The sequence below is a fragment of the Novosphingobium sp. genome (assembly GCF_036733805.1).
Lineage (GTDB): Bacteria > Pseudomonadota > Alphaproteobacteria > Sphingomonadales > Sphingomonadaceae > Novosphingobium.
On the sequence record NZ_DAIMZT010000004.1, the window covers coordinates 87,103 to 106,212 of the forward strand.

Sequence of the window (19,110 nt, forward strand, 5' to 3'; positions counted from 1 at the left end):
CAGAACAAGCTCACCGATATCAAATGCACTAAGGCAAGCGGAACGAGCGTCGCCATCATAAACCGAATGGCCGCTGAACGGCTGCTTGCGCTCCCGGTGAAGCGACGGTTTTTAGCGTTGGATGGGCTGGCGCAGGTCTTTCCGAGGCTGGTCGCAAAAAGCGCAGGCCGGAACAAGCTACGGGTTCAGGGCTTGATCCGAAGAAGCGTCTGATCCAGCAATGCAGATGATGAAAGAAGAGCCCGGCAAGGGAGCCGCGGTTGGCGGGCAAACACCGGCATCCGTTTGGCGGTACGCTCACGCGCGCCGGGCGCACCTGGCGATCGATGCGGCCGATTACTTCGCGGTGATCCGCGAGACGATGGACCGGGCTCGCCAGCGGATTTTCCTGATCGGCTGGGATTTCGATTCGCGCATTCTTCTGCCGTCCGGGCGGCGCTGGTGGCAAGGGCATCGCAAGGCGCGATTTCCCGCCAGGCTGGGTTCTTATATCCTGTGGTTGGTGAAGCGGAATCCCCGGCTGGAAGTCCTGCTGCTCAAGTGGAATTTCGCCATGGTGAAGTACCTCTTCCGAGGCACCATGCTGTTCGACTTGGTACGCTGGGCGCTGCGACGGCAGATCGACTTCAAGTTCGATTCCGCTCATCCGGTGGGCTGCAGCCACCATCAGAAGATCGTCGTGATCGATGACATATTTGCCGCCTGCGGCGGGATCGACATGACTTCCGACCGCTGGGACACACCCGAACACCGACCCCGCGATCCTCGACGCAGGCGTCCGACAGGCCGTCTCTATGGGCCCTGGCACGACGTCACCATGGTGATGGAGGGCGAAGTGGCGGTGGCGCTGGGCGAGTTGGGGCGGGCCCGCTGGCGGGCAGCGGGAGGCAAGGAACTTTTACCCTGTCGGGTCCAGGACGCCAGCCCCTGGCCCAAGAACCTTGAAGCAGAGTTCGAGAACGTAGAAATCGGCATAGCGCGAACGGCGGCCAAATACGGCGATTCGCCCCAGATCAGCGAGATCGAGCATCTGTTCATCGAGCAGATCCGGCGGGCTCGGCGCTTTGTTTATGCAGAGACGCAGTATTTCGCGTCGCGAGCGATCGCCGAAGTCATCTGCCAGCGCCTCCTGGAACCCGATCCGCCGGAATTTCTCGTTATCAGTTCGCTCACTGCCCATGGCTGGCTGGAACAAGTAGCGATGGACACGGCGCGGGTGGAGTTGTTGCAAGCGCTGCAGCAGGCAGACCATGCCGGGCGCTTTCGGATTTATCATCCTGTCGCTTCCGATGGCACGCCGATCTATGTTCACGCCAAGCTGACGATCGTTGATGACGAGATCCTGCGGGTCGGCTCGGCCAATATGAACAACCGCTCTATGGGGCTGGACAGCGAGTGCGATGTCTTCATTGACACGGCACGGCCGGCAAATGCACACGTCGGCCCGACCATCAGGGCGCTGCGCCTGCGGCTGCTTGCCGAACATTGCGGGCTGGCCGAAGAAGCGGTGGCGGGCGGCCTCGAATATTATGGCAACATGGCAGCGATGATCGAGGCGCTGTCTATTTCTGACAAGCATCTTGAACCCTTGCCCTTGAAACATCTCTCGGAAACTGAAAGAGCGCTCGGCGCCAGCGGCATACTTGATCCGGAACGCCCTGGCGAAATGTTCGAGCCGATCGAAAGGCGCGGATTGTTCAGGCGCAAGGGGCAACTCATGCGCATGCGCCTGATGAAACGGTTGAGAAGGAGTATCGAGCGATGAGTAGCTTGGTTGGGCCCGATGAAGACAACCCGCTCGGCAAGCCGCCTGTACCCGATGATGTGCAAGACGCGATACGGACATTGATCCGCTGGGCCGGCGATGATCCTACCCGCGAAGGTTTGCTGGACACACCCCAGCGCGTCGCTCGCGCCTGGCAGGAATACTGTCAGGGCTATCAGGAAGATCCGGCGATCCACCTTTCGCGGATATTTCAGGAAGTGGGCGGCTATGATGAAGTGGTGCTCCTGAAAGAGATCCCGTTTCAGTCGCACTGCGAACATCACATGGCGCCGATCATCGGCAAGGCGGCGATCGCTTATTTGCCGCGTGACCATGTCGTGGGCATTTCCAAGCTTGCACGCGTGCTTCAGGGTTATGCGCGCCGGCTGCAGATACAGGAACGGCTCACCGCGGAGGTTGCCCAGTGCATATGGGACAATTTAAAGCCGCACGGCGTCGCCGTGGTGATAGAGGCCAGCCATGCCTGCATGAATGCGCGCGGCGTGCGTACGCCGGGGGTCGGAATGATAACCAGCCGGATGATGGGTACATTCCTTGAAGATGAGCGCAGTCGCAAGGAAGTGTTGAGCCTGATGGGTTATTGATAGAGCCTAACTGCAATTCCAAGCGCGAGGGGCTTGATCGAACCGATGTCCCCAGCGACAAAGCCCTGGATTGTGCGGTGGTGCAATGGACGGGCAGGAACAGTACAGAACCGGCATAGTGACGGTGCGTAGCAGCTGGCGGCGGCAATATCTGCTTGCGCTGACACCGGCCGTCCTTCTTCTTATCCTGTTGTCCCGGCGAATATGGGACGTCGACATCTTTTGGCAGCTCAAGCTTGGCGAGCTGATTCTGGCGCATCACGGCCCCATACGCGCAGAGCCGTTCTCCGCGCTGCATGTGGGTGAGCCGCTCCCCGGCTTCGCGTGGCTGGGGCAGGCCGCCATGGCGGCCGTGCGTCACATGGGCGGATGGAGCGCGCTGCGGGTATTCGACGCGCTGTGCTGGCTCGGGGGGTTCTGGGCGCCGGCTGCCGCATGTCGCGCGCGCGGGGCGCCGCTGCGCGCGGTCATGCTGGGACTGGGCCTTGCTTTCGTAGCGGCATTGCCCACAGCCAGCATCAGGCCGCAAAGCTTTGCCGCGCTCTGCTTTGGCTTTCTGCTTGCGCTGCTGCGGCTGAGGTTGACGCCGTGGACAACGCTGGCGATCGGTGCGCCGTTGCTGCTGCTGTGGCAGAATCTTCATCCTTCCGTCACGGTCGGCGTCGCCGCCTTGGCGGTATATTCCGCCCCCGGCTGGTATCAGTGGCTGCGCTACCGCGCCGCCGCGCCGCCCCTGGCTGCAACCGCGCTTGCCCTCATCGGCTGCGCGGCGGTGTTCACAACGCCTGACGGTCTCTCCATACTTGCCGAAGCGACGCGCAATGCGCGCTCCAGCATGATGATCGGGGCGAGTGAATGGCTGCCGCTATGGATTCCCGCCAATCATCTCAATGCGGCGCCGATCCTCACGGTGGCGCTGTTTGGCTGCTGGCTCCTATGGCGGCGCGGCGCGCGCGCGGATGCGGCTGAACTGGCGGTGGCGCTTCTCCTGCTGGCATTGACTGTCACCGCATACCGCTTCGTTCTGTTCTGGGCGGTGGCCATGGTTCCGGTCCTCGTTCGCGCAGCGGCGTCTGATGCGTCGGACCGGGGCGAGCGATTGCCGCGGGGCGCGATTGCGGTTCCGGTCTTGCTGGTGGCCGCGCTCGGCCCATTCCTGCTGCCGACCCGGTTTGAACCGAGCATACCGCTCGCCGCGATAGAGCGCCTGAAGCGTGAGCATGTGCGGGGCACGATCTACGGCGATTTTCCCTTCGGTGGGGCCATCATTGACGGCGGCTACCCGGACTGGCGGGTCGCTTACGACGGACGCTATTACCGCTATTCCAGCGATGAGTGGAAATACAACGGGGGCATCGAGAACGGCTTTGTCCCGCTGGTCGATGTCCTGAGCAAATGGCGGCCAGCCGCCTTTGTGCTCAACGCAGAGCATAATGCGCCGTTAGCTGGCCAACTGGCGAGCAGTCGGCAGTGGCGTTGCATTTATGCGCGTGAAGGGATCGTCGTTTACGTGCCGAAGCGGTCCTAGCCTCCGCGCATCACTGGAATCAGCGCGCCGCTTATGGAGCGGGCTTCGCCCGATGCCAAAAAGGCGATCACATCGGCGATTGCGGCGGGTTGGACCCATTGCGAAAAATCGGCGTCAGGCATGTCCGCCCGGTTGGCGGGCGTATCGATGATGCTGGGCAGGATCGCGTTCACTGTCACTGAGGTTCCGGTTAGTTCCTCGGCCAGCGCCTCCGTCAGGCGGTGCACGCCGGATTTCGAGGCGGCATAGGCGCCCATGCCCATGCCGGCCTTGATTGCCGCGCCGGCGCCAATGTTGACGATACGGCCAACTGCGGATTTCTTGAGTTCCGGCAGGGCGAGCTGCGTTATCGTGGCGGCGGTTATCAGATTCATGGATTGCATCCTGCTCCATGATGCGATGGCGCCGCCTTCCAGGGTTTCCCATGTGAAGCCGCCGGCGACGTTGACCAACACGTCAATGCCGCCGGCCCTCGCCAGGACCTTATCCAGCGCCGTCTTAGTCGCGGCAGCGTCGGTCAGGTCCACGCCGCCGATGTCGAACGCGCCGGAAGGCGCCGTTCGGCCCGCAGGCGCAAAGTCGATGCGTGCCACCTGGTCCCCCAAGGCAGCGAACCTTTCCGCCACCGCCTGGCCAAGAATGCCGAAGCCACCCGTGACGATAACCGAACGTGCCATATGAACTCCCTCGTTTCGCACAGAGCTGTCTTAGGCCAAGGAAAGGCGGCAGGCGTGCGGGCCCCAATCATACCGCAGAACGCAGCAGGGCGGCCCCTCCTTTGGAAAGGGCCGCCCCCGTCAGCGAATCGCACTGTCGCGCGTTCAGATCCGATTGAGCAGGTATTCAGCCGAGCTGACCTCGAACGTGCCGGGAGCCTCGACGTTAAGCTGTTCCACCACGCCGTCGTTCACGACCATCGAATAACGCTGGCCGCGGCTGCCCATGCCAAAGCCCGAGCCATCCATCACCAGGCCCACCGCTTTGGCGAAATCGCCATTGCCGTCCGCCAGCATCGTGATCTCCGCAGAGCCGGCTGCCTTGCCCCAAGCGCCCATGACGAAGGCGTCGTTCACGGCTGTGCAGGCGATCTCGTCGATGCCTTTGCTTTTGAGGTCTTCGGCCTTCTCAACGAAGCCGGGCAGATGTTTGGCGGAGCAAGTGGGGGTGAATGCTCCGGGGACCGAGAACAGCGCCACTTTCTTTCCCGCGAAATAATCGGCGCTCTGGACAGGCTCCGGCCCATTCTCACCCGCCTTCATCAGCTTGACGTCCGGCAGCTTCTCTCCAACGGCGATGGTCATGGCATTAGTCCTTTCTGAAAGTGAACCGCAGTCGGCGCAGATATAGGGTGCCGTCGCATCAGGGCAACGATCCAACATGGTGAATTTCCGTTTACAGCGCCCCTTTAAGCTGCCGTAAACTCTCTGGCGGATTCTCGCTCCATCGCGCGTTCTGGCGCGAAGGGGACGGGAAATGCACATCACGAGATATTTTGCACGGGGCGCTCGGCCGTTGCGGAGCGTAAAGGGCGGCGCGCGTCGTCTGGCGGCAGGCTGGATTGCCGGCGCGGTGTTTGCGCTCACACTGGTTCCGGCACAACCGGCGTTGGCAGAGCCGGGCGGCGAGGCAGTCGGCAGCGAGGCGGAAAAGCTGCGCAAGCTTGACATCATGCTGATGGTCACTGGCCTGCGTTGCCGCACCACGGCCGACAATTTCACGGAAGATTACGGCCGATTTACCTCCAATCATCTGAGCGATCTCAATCAGGCCGCCAGGGACTTGCAGGCCCAGCTATCGGCTCGTTATGGCACTGCCGGCGCAGCCAAGGAACTTGACCGTCTGAGCGTGATGATGGCGAACGAATATGGCGGCGGCCATCCGTGGCTGAGTTGCGCGGAACTGCACCAGATCGCCAAGAGCCTGGCCGTGGTTCAGGGAAGGGCGACGTTGGCCGAAGCCGCTGACCAGTTGCTTGACCGGCAACCTCATCCGCTGCTGGCGCTGGCGGTGCATTAAGCGGGCGGAGATACTGGTTCCATCATATCGCGATGGGTGCGATCTACGATATAAAGATAGCTTTATATTTGCTTCCAGACGGCTGAACGGCTAGGGACGGCGCATTGCGGGTGCCGTGCGATCCCGATTGGGCGCGCGGCACCGTTTTTGTCACTGTCCAGGAGTTCCCCCGTGGCCACAGCCCAGATCGCCGCTCACGATTATGCGATTGCCGATATCTCGCTGGCCGAATACGGCCGCGCCGAGATCGCCATTGCCGAAACGGAAATGCCCGGCCTGATGGCCCTGCGTCAGGAGTTCGGGGAGGCAAAGCCGCTGAAAGGCGCGCGCATCACCGGATCGCTGCACATGACGATCCAAACCGCGGTGCTGATCGAAACATTGGTTGCTCTGGGCGCAGAAGTGCGCTGGGCCACCTGCAATATCTTCTCGACTCAGGACCACGCCGCAGCTGCGATCGCCGCCAAGGGTATTCCGGTCTACGCGATCAAGGGTGAAAGCCTCACCGATTACTGGGACTATGTCGGCCGTATCTTTGAATGGGGTGACGGGCAGACCGCCAACATGATCCTGGACGATGGCGGCGACGCTACGATGTTCGCGTTGTGGGGCGCGCGGATCGAAGCCGGCGATGCCCTGTTCGAGCCGACGAATGCCGAAGAGATCGAGTTCTGTCGCGCGCTCAAGGCGTTCGTGAAGGCGCGTCCCGGCTATCTTTCGCGCTCGGTCCTGGCGATCAAGGGTGTTTCGGAAGAGACCACCACTGGCGTTCACCGCCTGTACCAGATCGCTAAGGACGGCAAGCTGCCGTTCCCCGCCATCAATGTGAACGATTCGGTCACCAAGTCGAAGTTCGACAACCTCTACGGCTGCCGGGAATCGTTGGTGGATGCGATCCGCCGCGCGACAGACGTGATGCTGGCCGGCAAGGTTGCCTGCGTGGCCGGCTTCGGCGATGTCGGCAAGGGATCGGCCGCATCTCTGCGCCAGGGCGGCGCGCGCGTGATGGTCACGGAAATCGACCCGATCTGCGCGCTGCAGGCCGCCATGGAAGGCTATGAAGTCGTCACCATGGAAGAAGCGGTGAAGCGCTGCGACATCTTCGTGACTGCGACCGGCAACGTTGACGTCATCACCGGCGAGCACATGGCGGCGATGAAGGACAAGGCGATCGTTTGCAACATCGGCCACTTCGACAGCGAGATTCAGGTTTCCGCGCTCAGCAATTATGACTGGTTCGAAGTGAAGTCGGGAACTGATCTGGTGACTTTCCCCGATGGCAAGCAAATCATCATTCTGGCCAAGGGACGCCTGGTGAACCTGGGTTGCGCGACCGGCCACCCCAGCTTCGTGATGAGTTCCAGCTTCACGAACCAGGTGCTGGCGCAGATAGAGCTGTTCACCAAGTCTGACCAGTATGAGAATCGCGTTTATGTGTTGCCCAAGCATCTCGATGAAAAGGTGGCGGCGCTGCATCTCGAGAAGTTGGGCGTGAAGCTCACCAGGCTTTCGGAAAAGCAGGCGAGCTACATCGGTGTGCCGGAAGCGGGCCCGTTCAAGCCCGAACATTATCGCTATTGACGACAGTTTGGGGGATTGCACCGTTGACGGTGCCTTCCCCCCATTGTCATGGCACGCAGTCGGCACCATAGCCGGTTGTCATGATTGTTGCGCGTTTCCTGCCGCTGTTGATCGGCTTGCTGCTGGCTGCCTGGACGGTCGCGGCGGCGTGGGCCGTACTGTCGGCGCGCGCGCGGGAAAGGCGCACGGAAAACCAGCTTCGCTCCGCCCGACGCCTCGGCCGCATGGTGGAGGAATCGCCGGCGCTGCCCTTGCTGGTGCGCTCTGACGGACGAATCGAGGCAAGCCTCCGGCTGGCGCAATGGCTTGGCCTGGACGCGGTCCCCCAATACCTTTCCGAACTGGATGGCAAGGGTCGCGGTCTGCCGAAGGAAAAGCTGGAGGAACTGACCGAAGCGGTGCGTCGTTGCCAGAAGACGGCGGCGCCGTTCCGCATGGTGGCCACGCCTCACGGATCGACGCGCAGCCTGGCTCTGCGCGGACATCTTGCCGACCCGCAGGTTTCGCCCGGTGGCGCGGCCTTGGTATGGGTTTTCGATTTCAGCGACAGCGAAAGCGAACTCAACCGCCTGCGTGAGGAAGCGGCGCGGGCGAGGGGGGATTTCCATGCCCTGGTCTCACTGATCGAAGCCGCGCCGATGCCGATGTGGTTCCGCCGCGCCGACGGCGAACTGCAACTGGTCAACTCCGCTTATGTGACCGCTGTGGGCGCAGCCAGCGCCGAAGCGGTGGTGGCTGGCCGGGTGGAACTGATCGAAACGGTCGAGGGGCTTACCCCCGCGCAAGTCGCCCGGCAGGCATCAGCCAAGAACGCGCCGATCGAACGCGTCGTCCACACGACGATTGGTGGCCAGCGCCGCGCGCTGCGTGTCAGCGATCTGCCGCTCGGCGAAGACGGGATCGCCGGTTACGCGGTCGATATCGAGGATATGGAGGAGATGTCCCGCTCCTTCCGCGCGTTCCGCGATGCTCAGCGGGCGTTGCTGGATCAACTTTCCGCAGGGGTGGCGCAGTTCGATGCGAAGCGGCGACTGACTTTCGCCAACCAGCCGTTCCAGCGCTTGTTCCGCCTTTCCGCGCGCAACATGCAGGATCAGCCGGCGCTGGAGCGTTTGCTTGACGCAGCGCGGGACGCCGGCCGCGTGCCTGAAGTACGCGACTTTCCGGTGTGGCGAAGGGAGAAGGCGGCGTGGTTCTCTTCGGAAGATACGCAGGAAGAGGCATGGTCGCTGCCGAACGGCACACATTTGCGTATCGTTGCGCAGCCCGTCCCGGACGGGGGTTTGTTGCTTATCGTCGAAGACCGGACCGAGCAGCTTCGCCTGTCGGCCATTCGCGATACCTTGCTGCGCACGCGCACGGCGACTTTCGACAGCCTGTTCGAATCGATTGCGGTCTTTGCGCCGGATGGCAGAATGCAGCTCTGGAACCGGCGGTTCGCCGCTGACTGGGGGCTGGAGAGCGAGTTCCTCGACACGCATCCCCACATCGAAAATCTGCTCGGCAAGATCGCTCCCCGTCTCAAAAAGCCGGACGAGGCGGAACTGGTGGGCAATGTGGTGAAAGCGGCAACGCTGGATCGTACGGAGCGCGGCGGGCGCATTGCTCTTGCCGATGGACGGATGCTGGAATTTGCAGGCGTGCCTTTGCCGGACGGCAATGGTCTTCTGGCGGTGCTGGATATAACCGATTCTCAGAAGGTTGAGGACGCGCTACGCGAGAGCAATGCCGCGTTGATCGAAGCCGACGCCATCAAGACCCGTTTTCTGGCCAACATGAGTTACGAGCTTCGCAATCCGCTCAATTCGATCGGCGGCTTCGCGGAAATGCTGCAGGCGGGCCTTGGCGGCGACTTTAATGACGCGGGCAGGGACTATATCAGCTCGATCCTCGAAGCCTCCGGAGAACTGGGCGAGCACATCGACAGCCTGTTGGATCTTTCGCAGAGCGAGGCCGGTCTGCTTCCGCTCAAGAAGGAAGAGATCGATGTCATGCCGTTTGTGCGCGGCGTGGTGGAGGAACGCGCCGCGCGGCTTGAAAAGGCCGGCTTGACGCTGGACCTGCGGGCCGACGGACTGCTTCGCCCGCTGCAGGCGGACCGGCGCCGCCTCGCGCGGGCCATCGGGCACCTAGTCGATAACGCCATTGCCGCGAGTCCGCGCGGCGGGCGCATTCTCGTGCGCATGGCCCGGCGCAAAGCCGGAGACGGCGATCTGGTCGAGATTCTCGTCCAGGATAATGGAGCGGGTATGAACAGCCGCAGCCTGGCGCTGGCGCTGGACGGGATGAAGGTCAGCGCGGACGGCAAGAGCGTGGAGCGCCGTCAGGGCCTTGGCCTGCCGCTCGCGCGCCAGTTGATCGAGGCGCACGGCGGCTCGCTCAGGCTCGAATCAGAGCCTGGCAAGGGCACCAGCGCATTCGTTGAGCTGCCGTGAGGATTGCTCTGAGCGACCTTGCCGCGATGGAGCGCTTCGGCGCCTCTATCGCCGGGGCCTTGCGACTGGGGGATGTCGTGGCCTTGTCCGGCGGACTCGGTGCGGGCAAGACCACGCTGGCCCGCGCGATCATTGCGGCCCTGGGATTTTCCGGAGAAGTTCCATCGCCCAGTTTCTCGATCGTCGAACCTTATGCGCCGCCCGCTGTACGACTGCCGCTGGCTCACGCGGATTTCTATCGGCTTGCGCGTCCGGAAGAGGCGGAGGAGATCGGGCTTGACGATTATCGGCAAGGGGCCGTGCTGATCGCCGAATGGCCCGATCACGCGGGCGGTTTCGCGCATGAGCCGGGCTGCCTCTCGATAACGTTGGAAATTGCGGACGACGGCAGGATCGCCATTGTCGAAGGCGGGGCCGATTGGCTAGGGCGGATGCCACGATGACGCCGACTCCGCATGATCTTCCCGCCGATCTGGACGTATTCCTCGCCGCTGCCGGCTGGGCGGGCGCCACGGTCGAGCCGCTGCAGGGCGACGCCTCGTTCCGCCGCTACTTTCGCGTTCGCAAGCCGGGCGACAAAACCGCCATGCTGATGGACGCGCCGCCTCCGAATGAGGACCCCGGCCCGTTCCTGCGCGCCGCGCGCTGGCTGGATGCCAACGGCATGCGCGCGCCGCACATTCTGGCCGACGATGCCGCGCGCGGCCTGGTGCTTCTGGAAGACTTCGGAACGGCGCGCATGCGCGACTACCTTGACCAGTGGCCTGACGATGAAACGGCGATCTACACTGCCGCCGTGGATGCGCTGGTGCGCCTGCACGATCTGCCGCCGGGGCCTTTCCTCAATTATTCGATGAGCGAGTATCAGCGCGAGGCGCGGCTGTTCACCGATTGGTACTGTACCGCACGTGACCTCTATGTGGATGCCGGCGGCTTCAGCGCGGCGTGGGAAGCGGTACTGGGCGACCTGCTGCCCCGTCAGCGTCCGGGCGTGACCGTGCTGCGCGATTATCACGCGGAAAACATCATGCTGCTGGGCGCGCTCGAGAAGCAGGGCCTCCTTGATTTTCAGGACGCGCTGGTGGGGCATCCCGCCTACGACATGGTTTCCTTGCTTCAGGACGCCCGCCGCGACGTTCCGCCGGAACTGGAAGCGAGGATGATCGATCATTACGTGCGCGCCGCCGGAGTGGACAAGGATACTTTCCTTGCTGACTACGCCCGGCTTGGCGCGCAACGTAATGCCAAGATCGTCGGTATTTTCGTGCGCCTCTGGCGTCGCGACGGCAAGCCGCGTTACCTGGAGCTGATCCCGCGCGTCTGGGCGCTTTTAGAACGCGACCTCGCTCATCCGGCGCTGGCGCCCGTGGCGGCCTGGTTCGACGCCAATGTCCCGACCGCCCTGCGCGAGAGCCTGGGGGGACGTTTCGAGGCATGACTGGGAAACCGCTCGCTAGCGATACCGCGATGATCCTGGCCGCGGGCCTGGGCAAGCGGATGCGCCCGCTCACCGCCACGCAGCCAAAGCCGCTTGTGCGTGTCGCGGGCAAATCGCTGATCGACCATGCGCTGGACAAGCTGGAGAGCGCAGGCGTCGATCACGCCGTGGTGAACGTCCACTATCTGGCCGATGCGTTAGAAGGGCATCTGAAAGTGCGCGGCCGGGCGCCACGGATCAGCGTATCGGATGAGCGTGACCAGTTGCTTGAGACGGGTGGCGGCATGCTCAAGGCGGCGGCGCTGCTGCCTGACCCGTTCTTCTGCCTCAACAGCGACAATATTTGGCTGGACGGCCCGAACGACGTTTTCAGCGAACTTTCGCAGGTATGGGATCCGCAGCGGATGGATGCGCTGCTCTTGGTCGTGCCGCATACGCGCGCGCTGAATTACCGGGGCGAGGGCGATTTCCATCTCGATCCGGAAGGACGGGTGACGCGGCGCAGGCGCGGGCATGTGGCCCCGTTCATTTACACCGGCATCCAGCTCGTTTCGCATCGCCTGCTGAGAGACGCGCCACAAGAGCCGTTCTCCACCAATCTCTTGTGGAGCCGGGCGATCGAGGAAGGCCGGCTTTACGGCATCTCGCATATGGGCCTGTGGTTCGAAGTGGGAGAGCCGGCGGCGATCAGGCCGACGGAGGAATGGATGACCCGTGCCTGAAAGGGCCGGTCCGAAAGTTTTCTCGATCGCCGCTCACCGCGGTTTCGCGGATGCCCTGGTGGCGGGCCTGGCGCCGCGTTATGCGCAGGCGGACCTCGGCCTAGCCAGGCTGACCTTGCTGTTGCCGAGCCGCCGCGTCGAGCGGACAGTCATCGAGGCATTCGTCAGGTATTCGGGGGCCAATTCCACGCCGGGCCTCTTGCTGCCGCGCATGGTGGTGGTGGGCGACCTCGATCTGGACGAGACGCTGGGGCCATTGCTCGATCCTCTGGGCGTCGCGGGTATTCCGCCCGCCGCTGACCCGACCCGGCGCTGGCTGCGCCTTGCCCACTACTTGCGCGAAGCGGAAGGAGGCAAGGCCGGCAAGGACGCTGCCCTGTTGCGCCGCGCGTGGGAAATCGGGCGCACCATGGATCGGCTCCTCGTGGAAGGCATCGCCCCGATCGACCTGATCTCGGAAAAGGTGATCGGCATCGTGGGCGAGCTTGCCGGTCACTGGACGGACAATACCCGCACTTTCCTGACAGTGCAGCAACACTGGCTCGCCGAACTTGCGCGTCAAGGGGAAGTGGACGCACCGGAACGGCGCAACCGGCTGTTCGAACATGCCGCTCGCCGCTGGCGCGATGCCCCGCCGCCTCATCCTATCGTCGCGGCCGGCGTGACCAGCGCCTCGCCCGCGCTCGCCGGTTTGCTCCGCGTGGTGAGCGAACTGGAACGCGGAAGCGTGATCCTGCCGGACCTTGACCTCTCGCTTTCGCAAGAGGTCTGGGAGGAGCTTGGCACCGCCGGCGCACCGGCTGATAAGGACGATCCGCCGTTCGGCCGAAACGACGCGGTGACTCATCCGCAATACCATCTCAAGCTTCTGCTTCACCGCATGGGCGTCGCGCGCCAGGAAGTGCAGTCGTGGCATCGTTCAGGCATGTCGGCCGCGCCGCCAGAGCGCAGCAGAGCGATCTCCAATCTGTTCCTGCCGCCGCGCGCCTCGGCCGCGTGGGCGGAGCTGAAGCCTGAGCATCGGCGCCTGAGCGGCGTGCGGTTGCTGGAATGCGCGCATCCGGGGGAGGAGGCGCAAGCTGTCGCCATACTGATCCGGCAGGCGTTGGAAGTGCCTGAACGGCGCGTCGCGCTGGTGACGCCGGACCGGGGCCTGGCCGCGCGCGTCGTTTCGCATTTGCGGCGCTGGGGCATCGAGGCTGATGACACGGCGGGGCGCCCTTTGCCGCAGACGGCCGCCGGCCGCTTGCTGCTGCTCCTGACTGAGGTGATCGCAGAGCAGGCCGCGCCGGTGCCCGTGATCGCCTTGCTGGTCCATCCGCTGGCTGGAGGCGGGGAAGCGCGCGCGCGTTGGCTGGATCATGCACGCAAGCTGGACCTCGCGCTGCGCGGGCCGCGTCCGGGGCCCGGCCTCGCGCCGTTGGCTACCATTGCCGGTGAGCAAGGGCTTGGCGAATGGTGGGCTGGTGTCGAAGCCACGCTGGCCCCGCTCATGGCCTGGGACGGAGCGCAGCCGTTTAGCGCGATGCTCGCAGCGACGGTCAATGCCGCGGAAGCACTTTGCGGCGAGGCCGTCTGGAACGGACCGGATGGCCGAGCGCTTGGTGCTTTCATTGAGGATTTGCGCCGGTCGGCGGAAGATGCAGCGACACTGCTCGATCCGCGCGAGCTTCATGCCGTGCTGCGCGATGCCATGGACCGCAGCGCCGTGCGTCCACCCTGGGGCGGGCACCCGCGCGTTTCCATCTATGGCTTGCTCGAAGCGCGCATGAGCCGGGCGGACTTGGTCATTTGCGGCGGGCTTGTCGAGGGCGTCTGGCCTGCGGGCGCGGCGCAGGATTCGCTTCTGCCCCCCGCCGTCCTGCGCGCGCTTAGAGTGCCGGGCGCGGATTTCCGCATCGGCCTTGCCGCGCACGATCTCGCCGCTGCGCTGGGCGCGCCGGAAGTGGTGCTGAGCTGGGCGCAGCGGGATGAAGGCGGCCCGGTGATCCCCTCGCGTTTCGTGCTGCGCGTGCGTGCTATGCTCGGCGATCAGGCAGAGCGGCATGTGGAGACAGAGGTGCTGCGGCTTGCGCGGCTGCTGGACGATGCTGCGCCAGTGCCGCCGCATCCCCGGCCGCAACCGATGCCTTCGGCGGAGCAGCGCAAGGTGGCCGTCTCCGTGACCGGTCTCGACCGCTTGCGGGGGGATCCTTACCAGTTCTACGCCAACGCCATTCTGCGTCTGCGAAAGCTTGACACTCTCGATGCCGAACCGACGCCGGCCTGGCAGGGCACGGCTGTTCACGCCATTCTGGAACGCTGGCACAAGGCGGGCGGCCCGCCTGGCGGTCTTCACGCCATTGCTGAGCAAGTGCTGGACGAGATGAGCGCTCATCCGCTGATGCGCGCGCTCTGGCGGCCGCGCCTGCTTAAGGCGCTTGATTGGATCGACACCGAAATTGCTGCGCAAAAAGAGCAGGGACGCCGCGTCATCGCGGTCGAGCAATCTGGCGATATGCTTTATCGCGACGTGCGCATTCACGGACGCGCTGACCGCATAGACCGGATGCCGGACGGCACCCTCGGCGTGGTCGATTACAAGACCGGCAAGCCGCCGTCAGGTCGGCGCGTCGAGGAAGGCTTTGCCTTGCAACTCGGCCTGATCGGATTGATCGCGCAAGCCGGTGGTTTCAAGAGCGCGGCCGGCAAGGCGACGGCCTTCGAATACTGGTCGCTCGGCAAGAAGAAGGACGATCTCGGTTATATCGAGACGCCGTTGAAAGTGGATCGCAAGCGCACCGGCATCGAGCCCGACACCTTCCTTCCCTTGACCGAATTTTTCCTTAGCGATGCGCTTGACCGATGGATTTTGGGCCATGAACCTTTCACCGCTCGCCTCAACCCGGAACTTGGCAGTTACGCCGATTACGATCAGTTGATGCGGTTGGATGAATGGGTCACGTCTTTGGGAGACCAAGGAGGGGATGCGACATGAGCGGCGGGGCCGCCGTTCATCCGCTGCACGGCAATCAGCGGCAAGCCGTTGATCCGCGCGAGACGGTGTGGCTTTCCGCCTCTGCCGGCACCGGCAAGACGCAGGTTCTCTCCTCCCGCGTGCTGCGGCTTTTGCTGCAGCCGGACGTAGAGCCCTCGCAGATCCTGTGCCTGACTTTTACCAAGGCGGGCGCGACGGAGATGGCCGCGCGGATCAACGGCACGCTCGCGCAATGGGTGCGGCTGAGCGAACCCGAGCTGTTCGCACGGCTCGACGCCATCGGTGCGCCGAGCGATCCGGCAACGCTTGCTCGTGCGCGCACCCTGTTCGCGGCAGTGCTCGATTGCCCCGGCGGAGGCTTGCGGATCGACACCATTCACGCCTTCTCGCAGTGGTTGCTGGCGACTTTTCCGCAGGAAGCCGATCTGATCCCCGGCAGTCGCCCGATGGAGGATCGCGAACGTGTGCTGCTGGCGCGACAGGTGCTTGCCGATCTATTGGTTCATGCCGAGCGCGACGCGCTGGGCGATCCGCAATTGCTGCAGGCCGTGGAGGAACTTTCGCTGCGCCATGGCGCTGACGCGGTGGTCGCATTCCTGCTGCGTTGCGCTTCGGCGCGGGACGCTTGGATCGGGCGAGGGGGATGGCAGGCCGGCGACATGCGCGCCAACGTGCTGCGCCTGCTCGGCTTGCCGGACGGTGCCGAGGCCGGCTGGCTGGCCGAGATGTGCAGCGATATACAGTTCGATGTCCGTTCGCTGCGGCGGTGCATGGAGATCCATCACGAGTGGGGCAGCAGGACCGGCCTTGCCGCCGTCGACGCGATCAGCCAGTGGCTGCTGGGCGACGGGGCGCAACGTCTGGCGGATATAGAAACCGTGGCCGGCGTCTTCCTGACTCAAAAGGGAGAGCCGCGTTCCAGCACTTCGCTGGAAAAGATCGATCCGGCCTATGCCGATCATTGTGCGCGCGTCATCGAATGCCTGGCCGGGGTGCGCGCGGCGACGGCATTGTTGGCGCTGGCCGGGCGCCTCGTTCCGGCCCTGCAACTGGGCAGGGCCTTTGCGCTCGCCTGGGACGAGGCGAAGCAGCGCGAAGGACTGATCGACTTCGACGACCAGATCCGCCGCGCTGCCGATCTCCTTGGCAATAAGGCGCAGGCGGACTGGATTCGCTACAAGCTGGACCGGCGCTTCGATCACATCCTGGTGGACGAGGCGCAGGACACCAACGCGGCGCAGTGGGACATCATCTTCGCCATGGCCGAAGAGTTCTGGGCCGGGCTGGGCCAGCGGGGCGAAACCATGCGCACGCTGTTTGTCGTGGGCGATTACAAGCAGGCGATCTTTCGGTTCCAGGGCACCAGCCCTGAAAACTTCCGCCGCGCGGCAGACCGCGTGCGGCGCGAAATGTTGCAGGCGGCGGAAAATGCCGAAATGCTGCGCAGCAATTCGCGGACGCAGAGGTTGATCGAACTGGGGCTGGACCGCAGCTTCCGCACTGCGCAGCAAGTGCTCGATTTCGTGGACCGGGCGATTGCCGGCATCGGTCCGGAAAGCTTCGGGCTCGATCGTGCGCCTGAACCGCATGAGGGCCAGGACCGGCCGGGTTACGTGGCGTTGTGGCGACCGGCCAGTGAATTGCCGGAAGAGGGCGAGGAAGATGAGGAGCAGGACGAAGGCGCCGCGCAGACCTGGCTTTCGCGTCCGGACCGCAAAATGGCGGATAATATTGCGCGTCAGATCAAAATCTGGCTTGATCCGCACGGTCCCGGTTTCACTCTGGTCAAGGGCAAGCCGCGCCGGGCGGGCGCAGGCGATATCATGGTGCTGGTGCGCCAGCGCAAGGAACTTGCCGGTCTGATCGTCGCGCGCCTGCATGCCTCAGGGGTGCCGGTGGCGGGTGTCGATCGCCTGCGCCTGGGTGCGCCATTGGCGGTGAAGGATCTTGTCGCGGCGCTGCGCTTCGCGGTGCAGCCATTGGATGATCTCAATCTTGCCGGCCTTCTGGTTTCGCCGCTGGTGGGCTGGAGCCAGGAGCAATTGCTGCGCCATGGCTGGCGGGAGGGTCGCACTCATCTGTGGGAGCACTTACGTCGCTCCCGGGAACCGGAGGTCGCCGCCGTGCTGCAGCAATTGGGCGATCTGCTGGCCTTGGCGGATTATGAGCCGCCGCAGGATCTGTTGCACTGGCTTCTGGTTGGGCCGTGGCAGGGCCGTCGCCGTCTGGTCGCCCGGCTCGGCATGGAGGCGAATGATCCGATCGATGAACTCATAAACGCCGCAAGAGCTTACGTCGCCACCGGTACGGCGAGCCTGGCGGGCTTCCTCGCCTGGTTCGACGCGGGGGACGGAGAGTTGAAGCGAGAGGCCGATCATGCGACGGGTCTTGTGCGCGTGATGACAGTCCATGGCTCAAAGGGCCTGCAGGCGCCGATCGTGATCCTGGCCGATGCCGCCGGCAATCCCGAAGGCGCGCGCGACCGCGGACTGGATCTGCCCGATCCCGCGAACGAGACGCGCCTGATTCCGCTGCCGCCGCTCTCGAAAGAGGAGAAGCAGGGCCGCATCGCTGAACGGATCGAGATCAATCGCCGGGCCGATGAGGAGGAGCACTGGCGCCTGCTCTATGTCGCCATGACGCGCGCCGAGGAGGCGCTCTTCGTCGGTGGCGCGCTGGGCCGCCGGGATCGGGAGGGGCCGCCGCCTAAGAGCTGGTATGCTCGGCTTCGCGAACTGTTCCCAGACAGCGCGGAAGTGGAGGACCCGATCTGGGGCACGCGCTGCGAGCATGGAACCTTGTCCGACCCCTTGCCGCCCGAGAATGCCGCGCCGCCATTGCCGCTGCGCGATCCGCTGCCTTCGTGGCTGGAGCGGGCGCCGCCTGCGGAGCCGCGTCCGCCGCGTCCGCTTGCTCCCTCTTCTCTGGGCGAGGAGGACGCGGCCGATCCGCCGTCTCCGCCCGGCGCTGGACGGGATGCCGCTTTGCGGGGTACGCTGATGCACAAGCTGCTTGAACGATTGCCGGAGGTTGCCGCCGATGTGCGGGGCGAAGCGGGTCGCGCCTGGCTTGCCCGTCACGGGGCGGGCCTTTCGGACAATGAACGGGAGGCTGTCTTGAGAAGCGCTCTGTCCGTGCTTTCCCAATCCGACTGGGCAGACCTTTTCGCGCCCGGCAGTCTTGCCGAGGTGCCCATCGCCGCGGTGGTTGGCGGGCAGGTCATCGCCGGCACGATCGATCGCCTGATCGTGGGCCCGGAGCGCGTGCGCCTGATCGATTACAAGACCGCGCGACGTCCGCCGGGATCGATGGACACCGTGCCGCCCGGTGTGCTGCGGCAAATGGGCGCTTATGCCGCCGCGCTCGAAGCGACTTTCCCCGGCCGTATAGTGGAAGCGGCGCTGCTTTACACCACCGCTCCCCGCTTGATCGTGCTTTCCGCTGAAGTCCTGGCCGCTTACAAGCCGGACTTGGCCTGCAGCGAGTAATGCTTTCGGCGCGCGCCGTTGCGCCGCGCGCTTTCGTCTCTAGATTGCGGGCAAACACAGATCCGAGGAGTCGTCCATGTCCACTATTGCCGTCACCGATGCCAGCTTCGAGGCTGACGTTCTCAAGTCCGACAAGCCCGTGCTGGTTGATTTCTGGGCTGACTGGTGCGGCCCGTGCAAGATGATCGCCCCGGCCCTTGAGGAAATCGCCGAAGAGCTGGCGGACAAGGTGACCATCGCCAAGATGGACATCATGGCCAATACTGACGTCCCCGGCCAGGTCGGCGTCAAGTCGATCCCGCTCATGGTGCTGTTCAAGGACGGCAAGCCGGTGGCGCAAAAACTGGGCGCGGCGCCGAAGAACGCTCTCAAGGGCTGGCTCGAAGGCGAGCTTTGATCGGCCTGACAGAGCTTTCCCCCTCCTCCACACACAAGATCGCGGAGGGGGAAGGACACAGTTAATCGCCCGCTGGCGAGTGCGGGGGTCGTGCCGGGAGGGTGGCAGGCAGGCAGCAGTGCGGCCGGCGTGTGGGGGCCTGAACCGGACAGGCTTGG

General features: G+C 64.3%; 14 protein-coding genes. 12 read left to right on the top strand and 2 right to left on the bottom strand.

Translation table 11 applies throughout. The features are described from left to right. Positions 1-226: 226 nt before the first annotated feature. From V7D69_RS02290 to V7D69_RS02300, 3 genes are all read left to right on the top strand, one after another. A complete protein-coding gene (locus tag V7D69_RS02290; RefSeq protein ID WP_442947034.1) occupies positions 227-1,765 on the top strand; it encodes a phospholipase D-like domain-containing protein in 1,539 nt (512 codons plus the stop codon). Continuing rightward, a complete protein-coding gene (gene folE / locus V7D69_RS02295; RefSeq protein WP_324063193.1) occupies positions 1,762-2,370 on the top strand; it encodes a GTP cyclohydrolase I FolE in 609 nt (202 codons plus the stop codon). The genes V7D69_RS02290 and folE overlap by 4 nt, the downstream gene beginning before the upstream one ends. A gap of 85 nt (positions 2,371-2,455) precedes the next feature. After that, positions 2,456-3,898: a hypothetical protein gene (locus tag V7D69_RS02300; protein WP_333604972.1), complete on the top strand. Its 1,443-nt coding sequence runs from the start codon at positions 2,456-2,458 to the stop codon at positions 3,896-3,898. Here the strand turns inward: V7D69_RS02300 and V7D69_RS02305 are convergent. Both V7D69_RS02305 and V7D69_RS02310 read right to left on the bottom strand, forming a co-directional pair. After that, positions 3,895-4,575 carry an SDR family NAD(P)-dependent oxidoreductase gene (locus V7D69_RS02305; RefSeq protein ID WP_333604973.1) on the bottom strand — a complete coding sequence of 227 codons (681 nt, stop codon included), beginning with the start codon at positions 4,573-4,575 and terminating at the stop codon, positions 3,895-3,897. The two genes, V7D69_RS02300 and V7D69_RS02305, sit on opposite strands and share 4 nt — an antisense overlap. 144 nt (positions 4,576-4,719) lie before the next feature. Then, complete coding sequence (locus V7D69_RS02310) at positions 4,720-5,199, bottom strand: peroxiredoxin (RefSeq protein WP_324060814.1); 480 nt, start codon at positions 5,197-5,199, stop codon at positions 4,720-4,722. Positions 5,200-5,371: 172 nt separating this feature from the next. On the opposite strand from V7D69_RS02310, the gene V7D69_RS02315 reads away from it, so the two are divergent. The 9 genes from V7D69_RS02315 to trxA all read left to right on the top strand — a co-directional run bounded on the left by V7D69_RS02315 (position 5,372) and on the right by trxA (position 18,952). After that, positions 5,372-5,914 carry an S-adenosyl-L-homocysteine hydrolase gene (locus V7D69_RS02315; RefSeq protein ID WP_333604974.1) on the top strand — a complete coding sequence of 181 codons (543 nt, stop codon included), beginning with the start codon at positions 5,372-5,374 and terminating at the stop codon, positions 5,912-5,914. Positions 5,915-6,085: 171 nt separating this feature from the next. After that, positions 6,086-7,495, top strand: a complete 1,410-nt coding sequence (gene ahcY, locus V7D69_RS02320; RefSeq protein ID WP_333604975.1) for an adenosylhomocysteinase — start codon at positions 6,086-6,088, stop codon at positions 7,493-7,495. Between the two features lie 80 nt (positions 7,496-7,575). Next, positions 7,576-9,930 (top strand): PAS domain-containing sensor histidine kinase, encoded by a 2,355-nt coding sequence (locus V7D69_RS02325; RefSeq protein WP_333604976.1) that lies wholly within the window; start codon positions 7,576-7,578, stop codon positions 9,928-9,930. Beyond that, positions 9,927-10,373: a tRNA (adenosine(37)-N6)-threonylcarbamoyltransferase complex ATPase subunit type 1 TsaE gene (gene tsaE, locus V7D69_RS02330; RefSeq protein WP_333604977.1), complete on the top strand. Its 447-nt coding sequence runs from the start codon at positions 9,927-9,929 to the stop codon at positions 10,371-10,373. Before V7D69_RS02325 ends, tsaE begins: the two co-directional genes overlap by 4 nt. Further along, on the top strand, positions 10,370-11,368 hold the full coding sequence (locus V7D69_RS02335) for an aminoglycoside phosphotransferase family protein (RefSeq protein ID WP_324063977.1): 999 nt from the start codon (positions 10,370-10,372) through the stop codon (positions 11,366-11,368). Before tsaE ends, V7D69_RS02335 begins: the two co-directional genes overlap by 4 nt. After that, on the top strand, positions 11,365-12,090 hold the full coding sequence (locus tag V7D69_RS02340) for a nucleotidyltransferase family protein (RefSeq protein ID WP_324063978.1): 726 nt from the start codon (positions 11,365-11,367) through the stop codon (positions 12,088-12,090). Before V7D69_RS02335 ends, V7D69_RS02340 begins: the two co-directional genes overlap by 4 nt. Further along, positions 12,083-15,067 carry a double-strand break repair protein AddB gene (gene addB, locus V7D69_RS02345; RefSeq protein WP_333604978.1) on the top strand — a complete coding sequence of 995 codons (2,985 nt, stop codon included), beginning with the start codon at positions 12,083-12,085 and terminating at the stop codon, positions 15,065-15,067. The genes V7D69_RS02340 and addB overlap by 8 nt, the downstream gene beginning before the upstream one ends. Beyond that, positions 15,064-18,555: a double-strand break repair helicase AddA gene (gene addA, locus V7D69_RS02350; protein WP_333604979.1), complete on the top strand. Its 3,492-nt coding sequence runs from the start codon at positions 15,064-15,066 to the stop codon at positions 18,553-18,555. The genes addB and addA overlap by 4 nt, the downstream gene beginning before the upstream one ends. Before the next feature lie 76 nt (positions 18,556-18,631). Further along, positions 18,632-18,952 (top strand): thioredoxin, encoded by a 321-nt coding sequence (gene trxA, locus V7D69_RS02355; protein ID WP_333604980.1) that lies wholly within the window; start codon positions 18,632-18,634, stop codon positions 18,950-18,952. Positions 18,953-19,110: the final 158 nt, after the last annotated feature.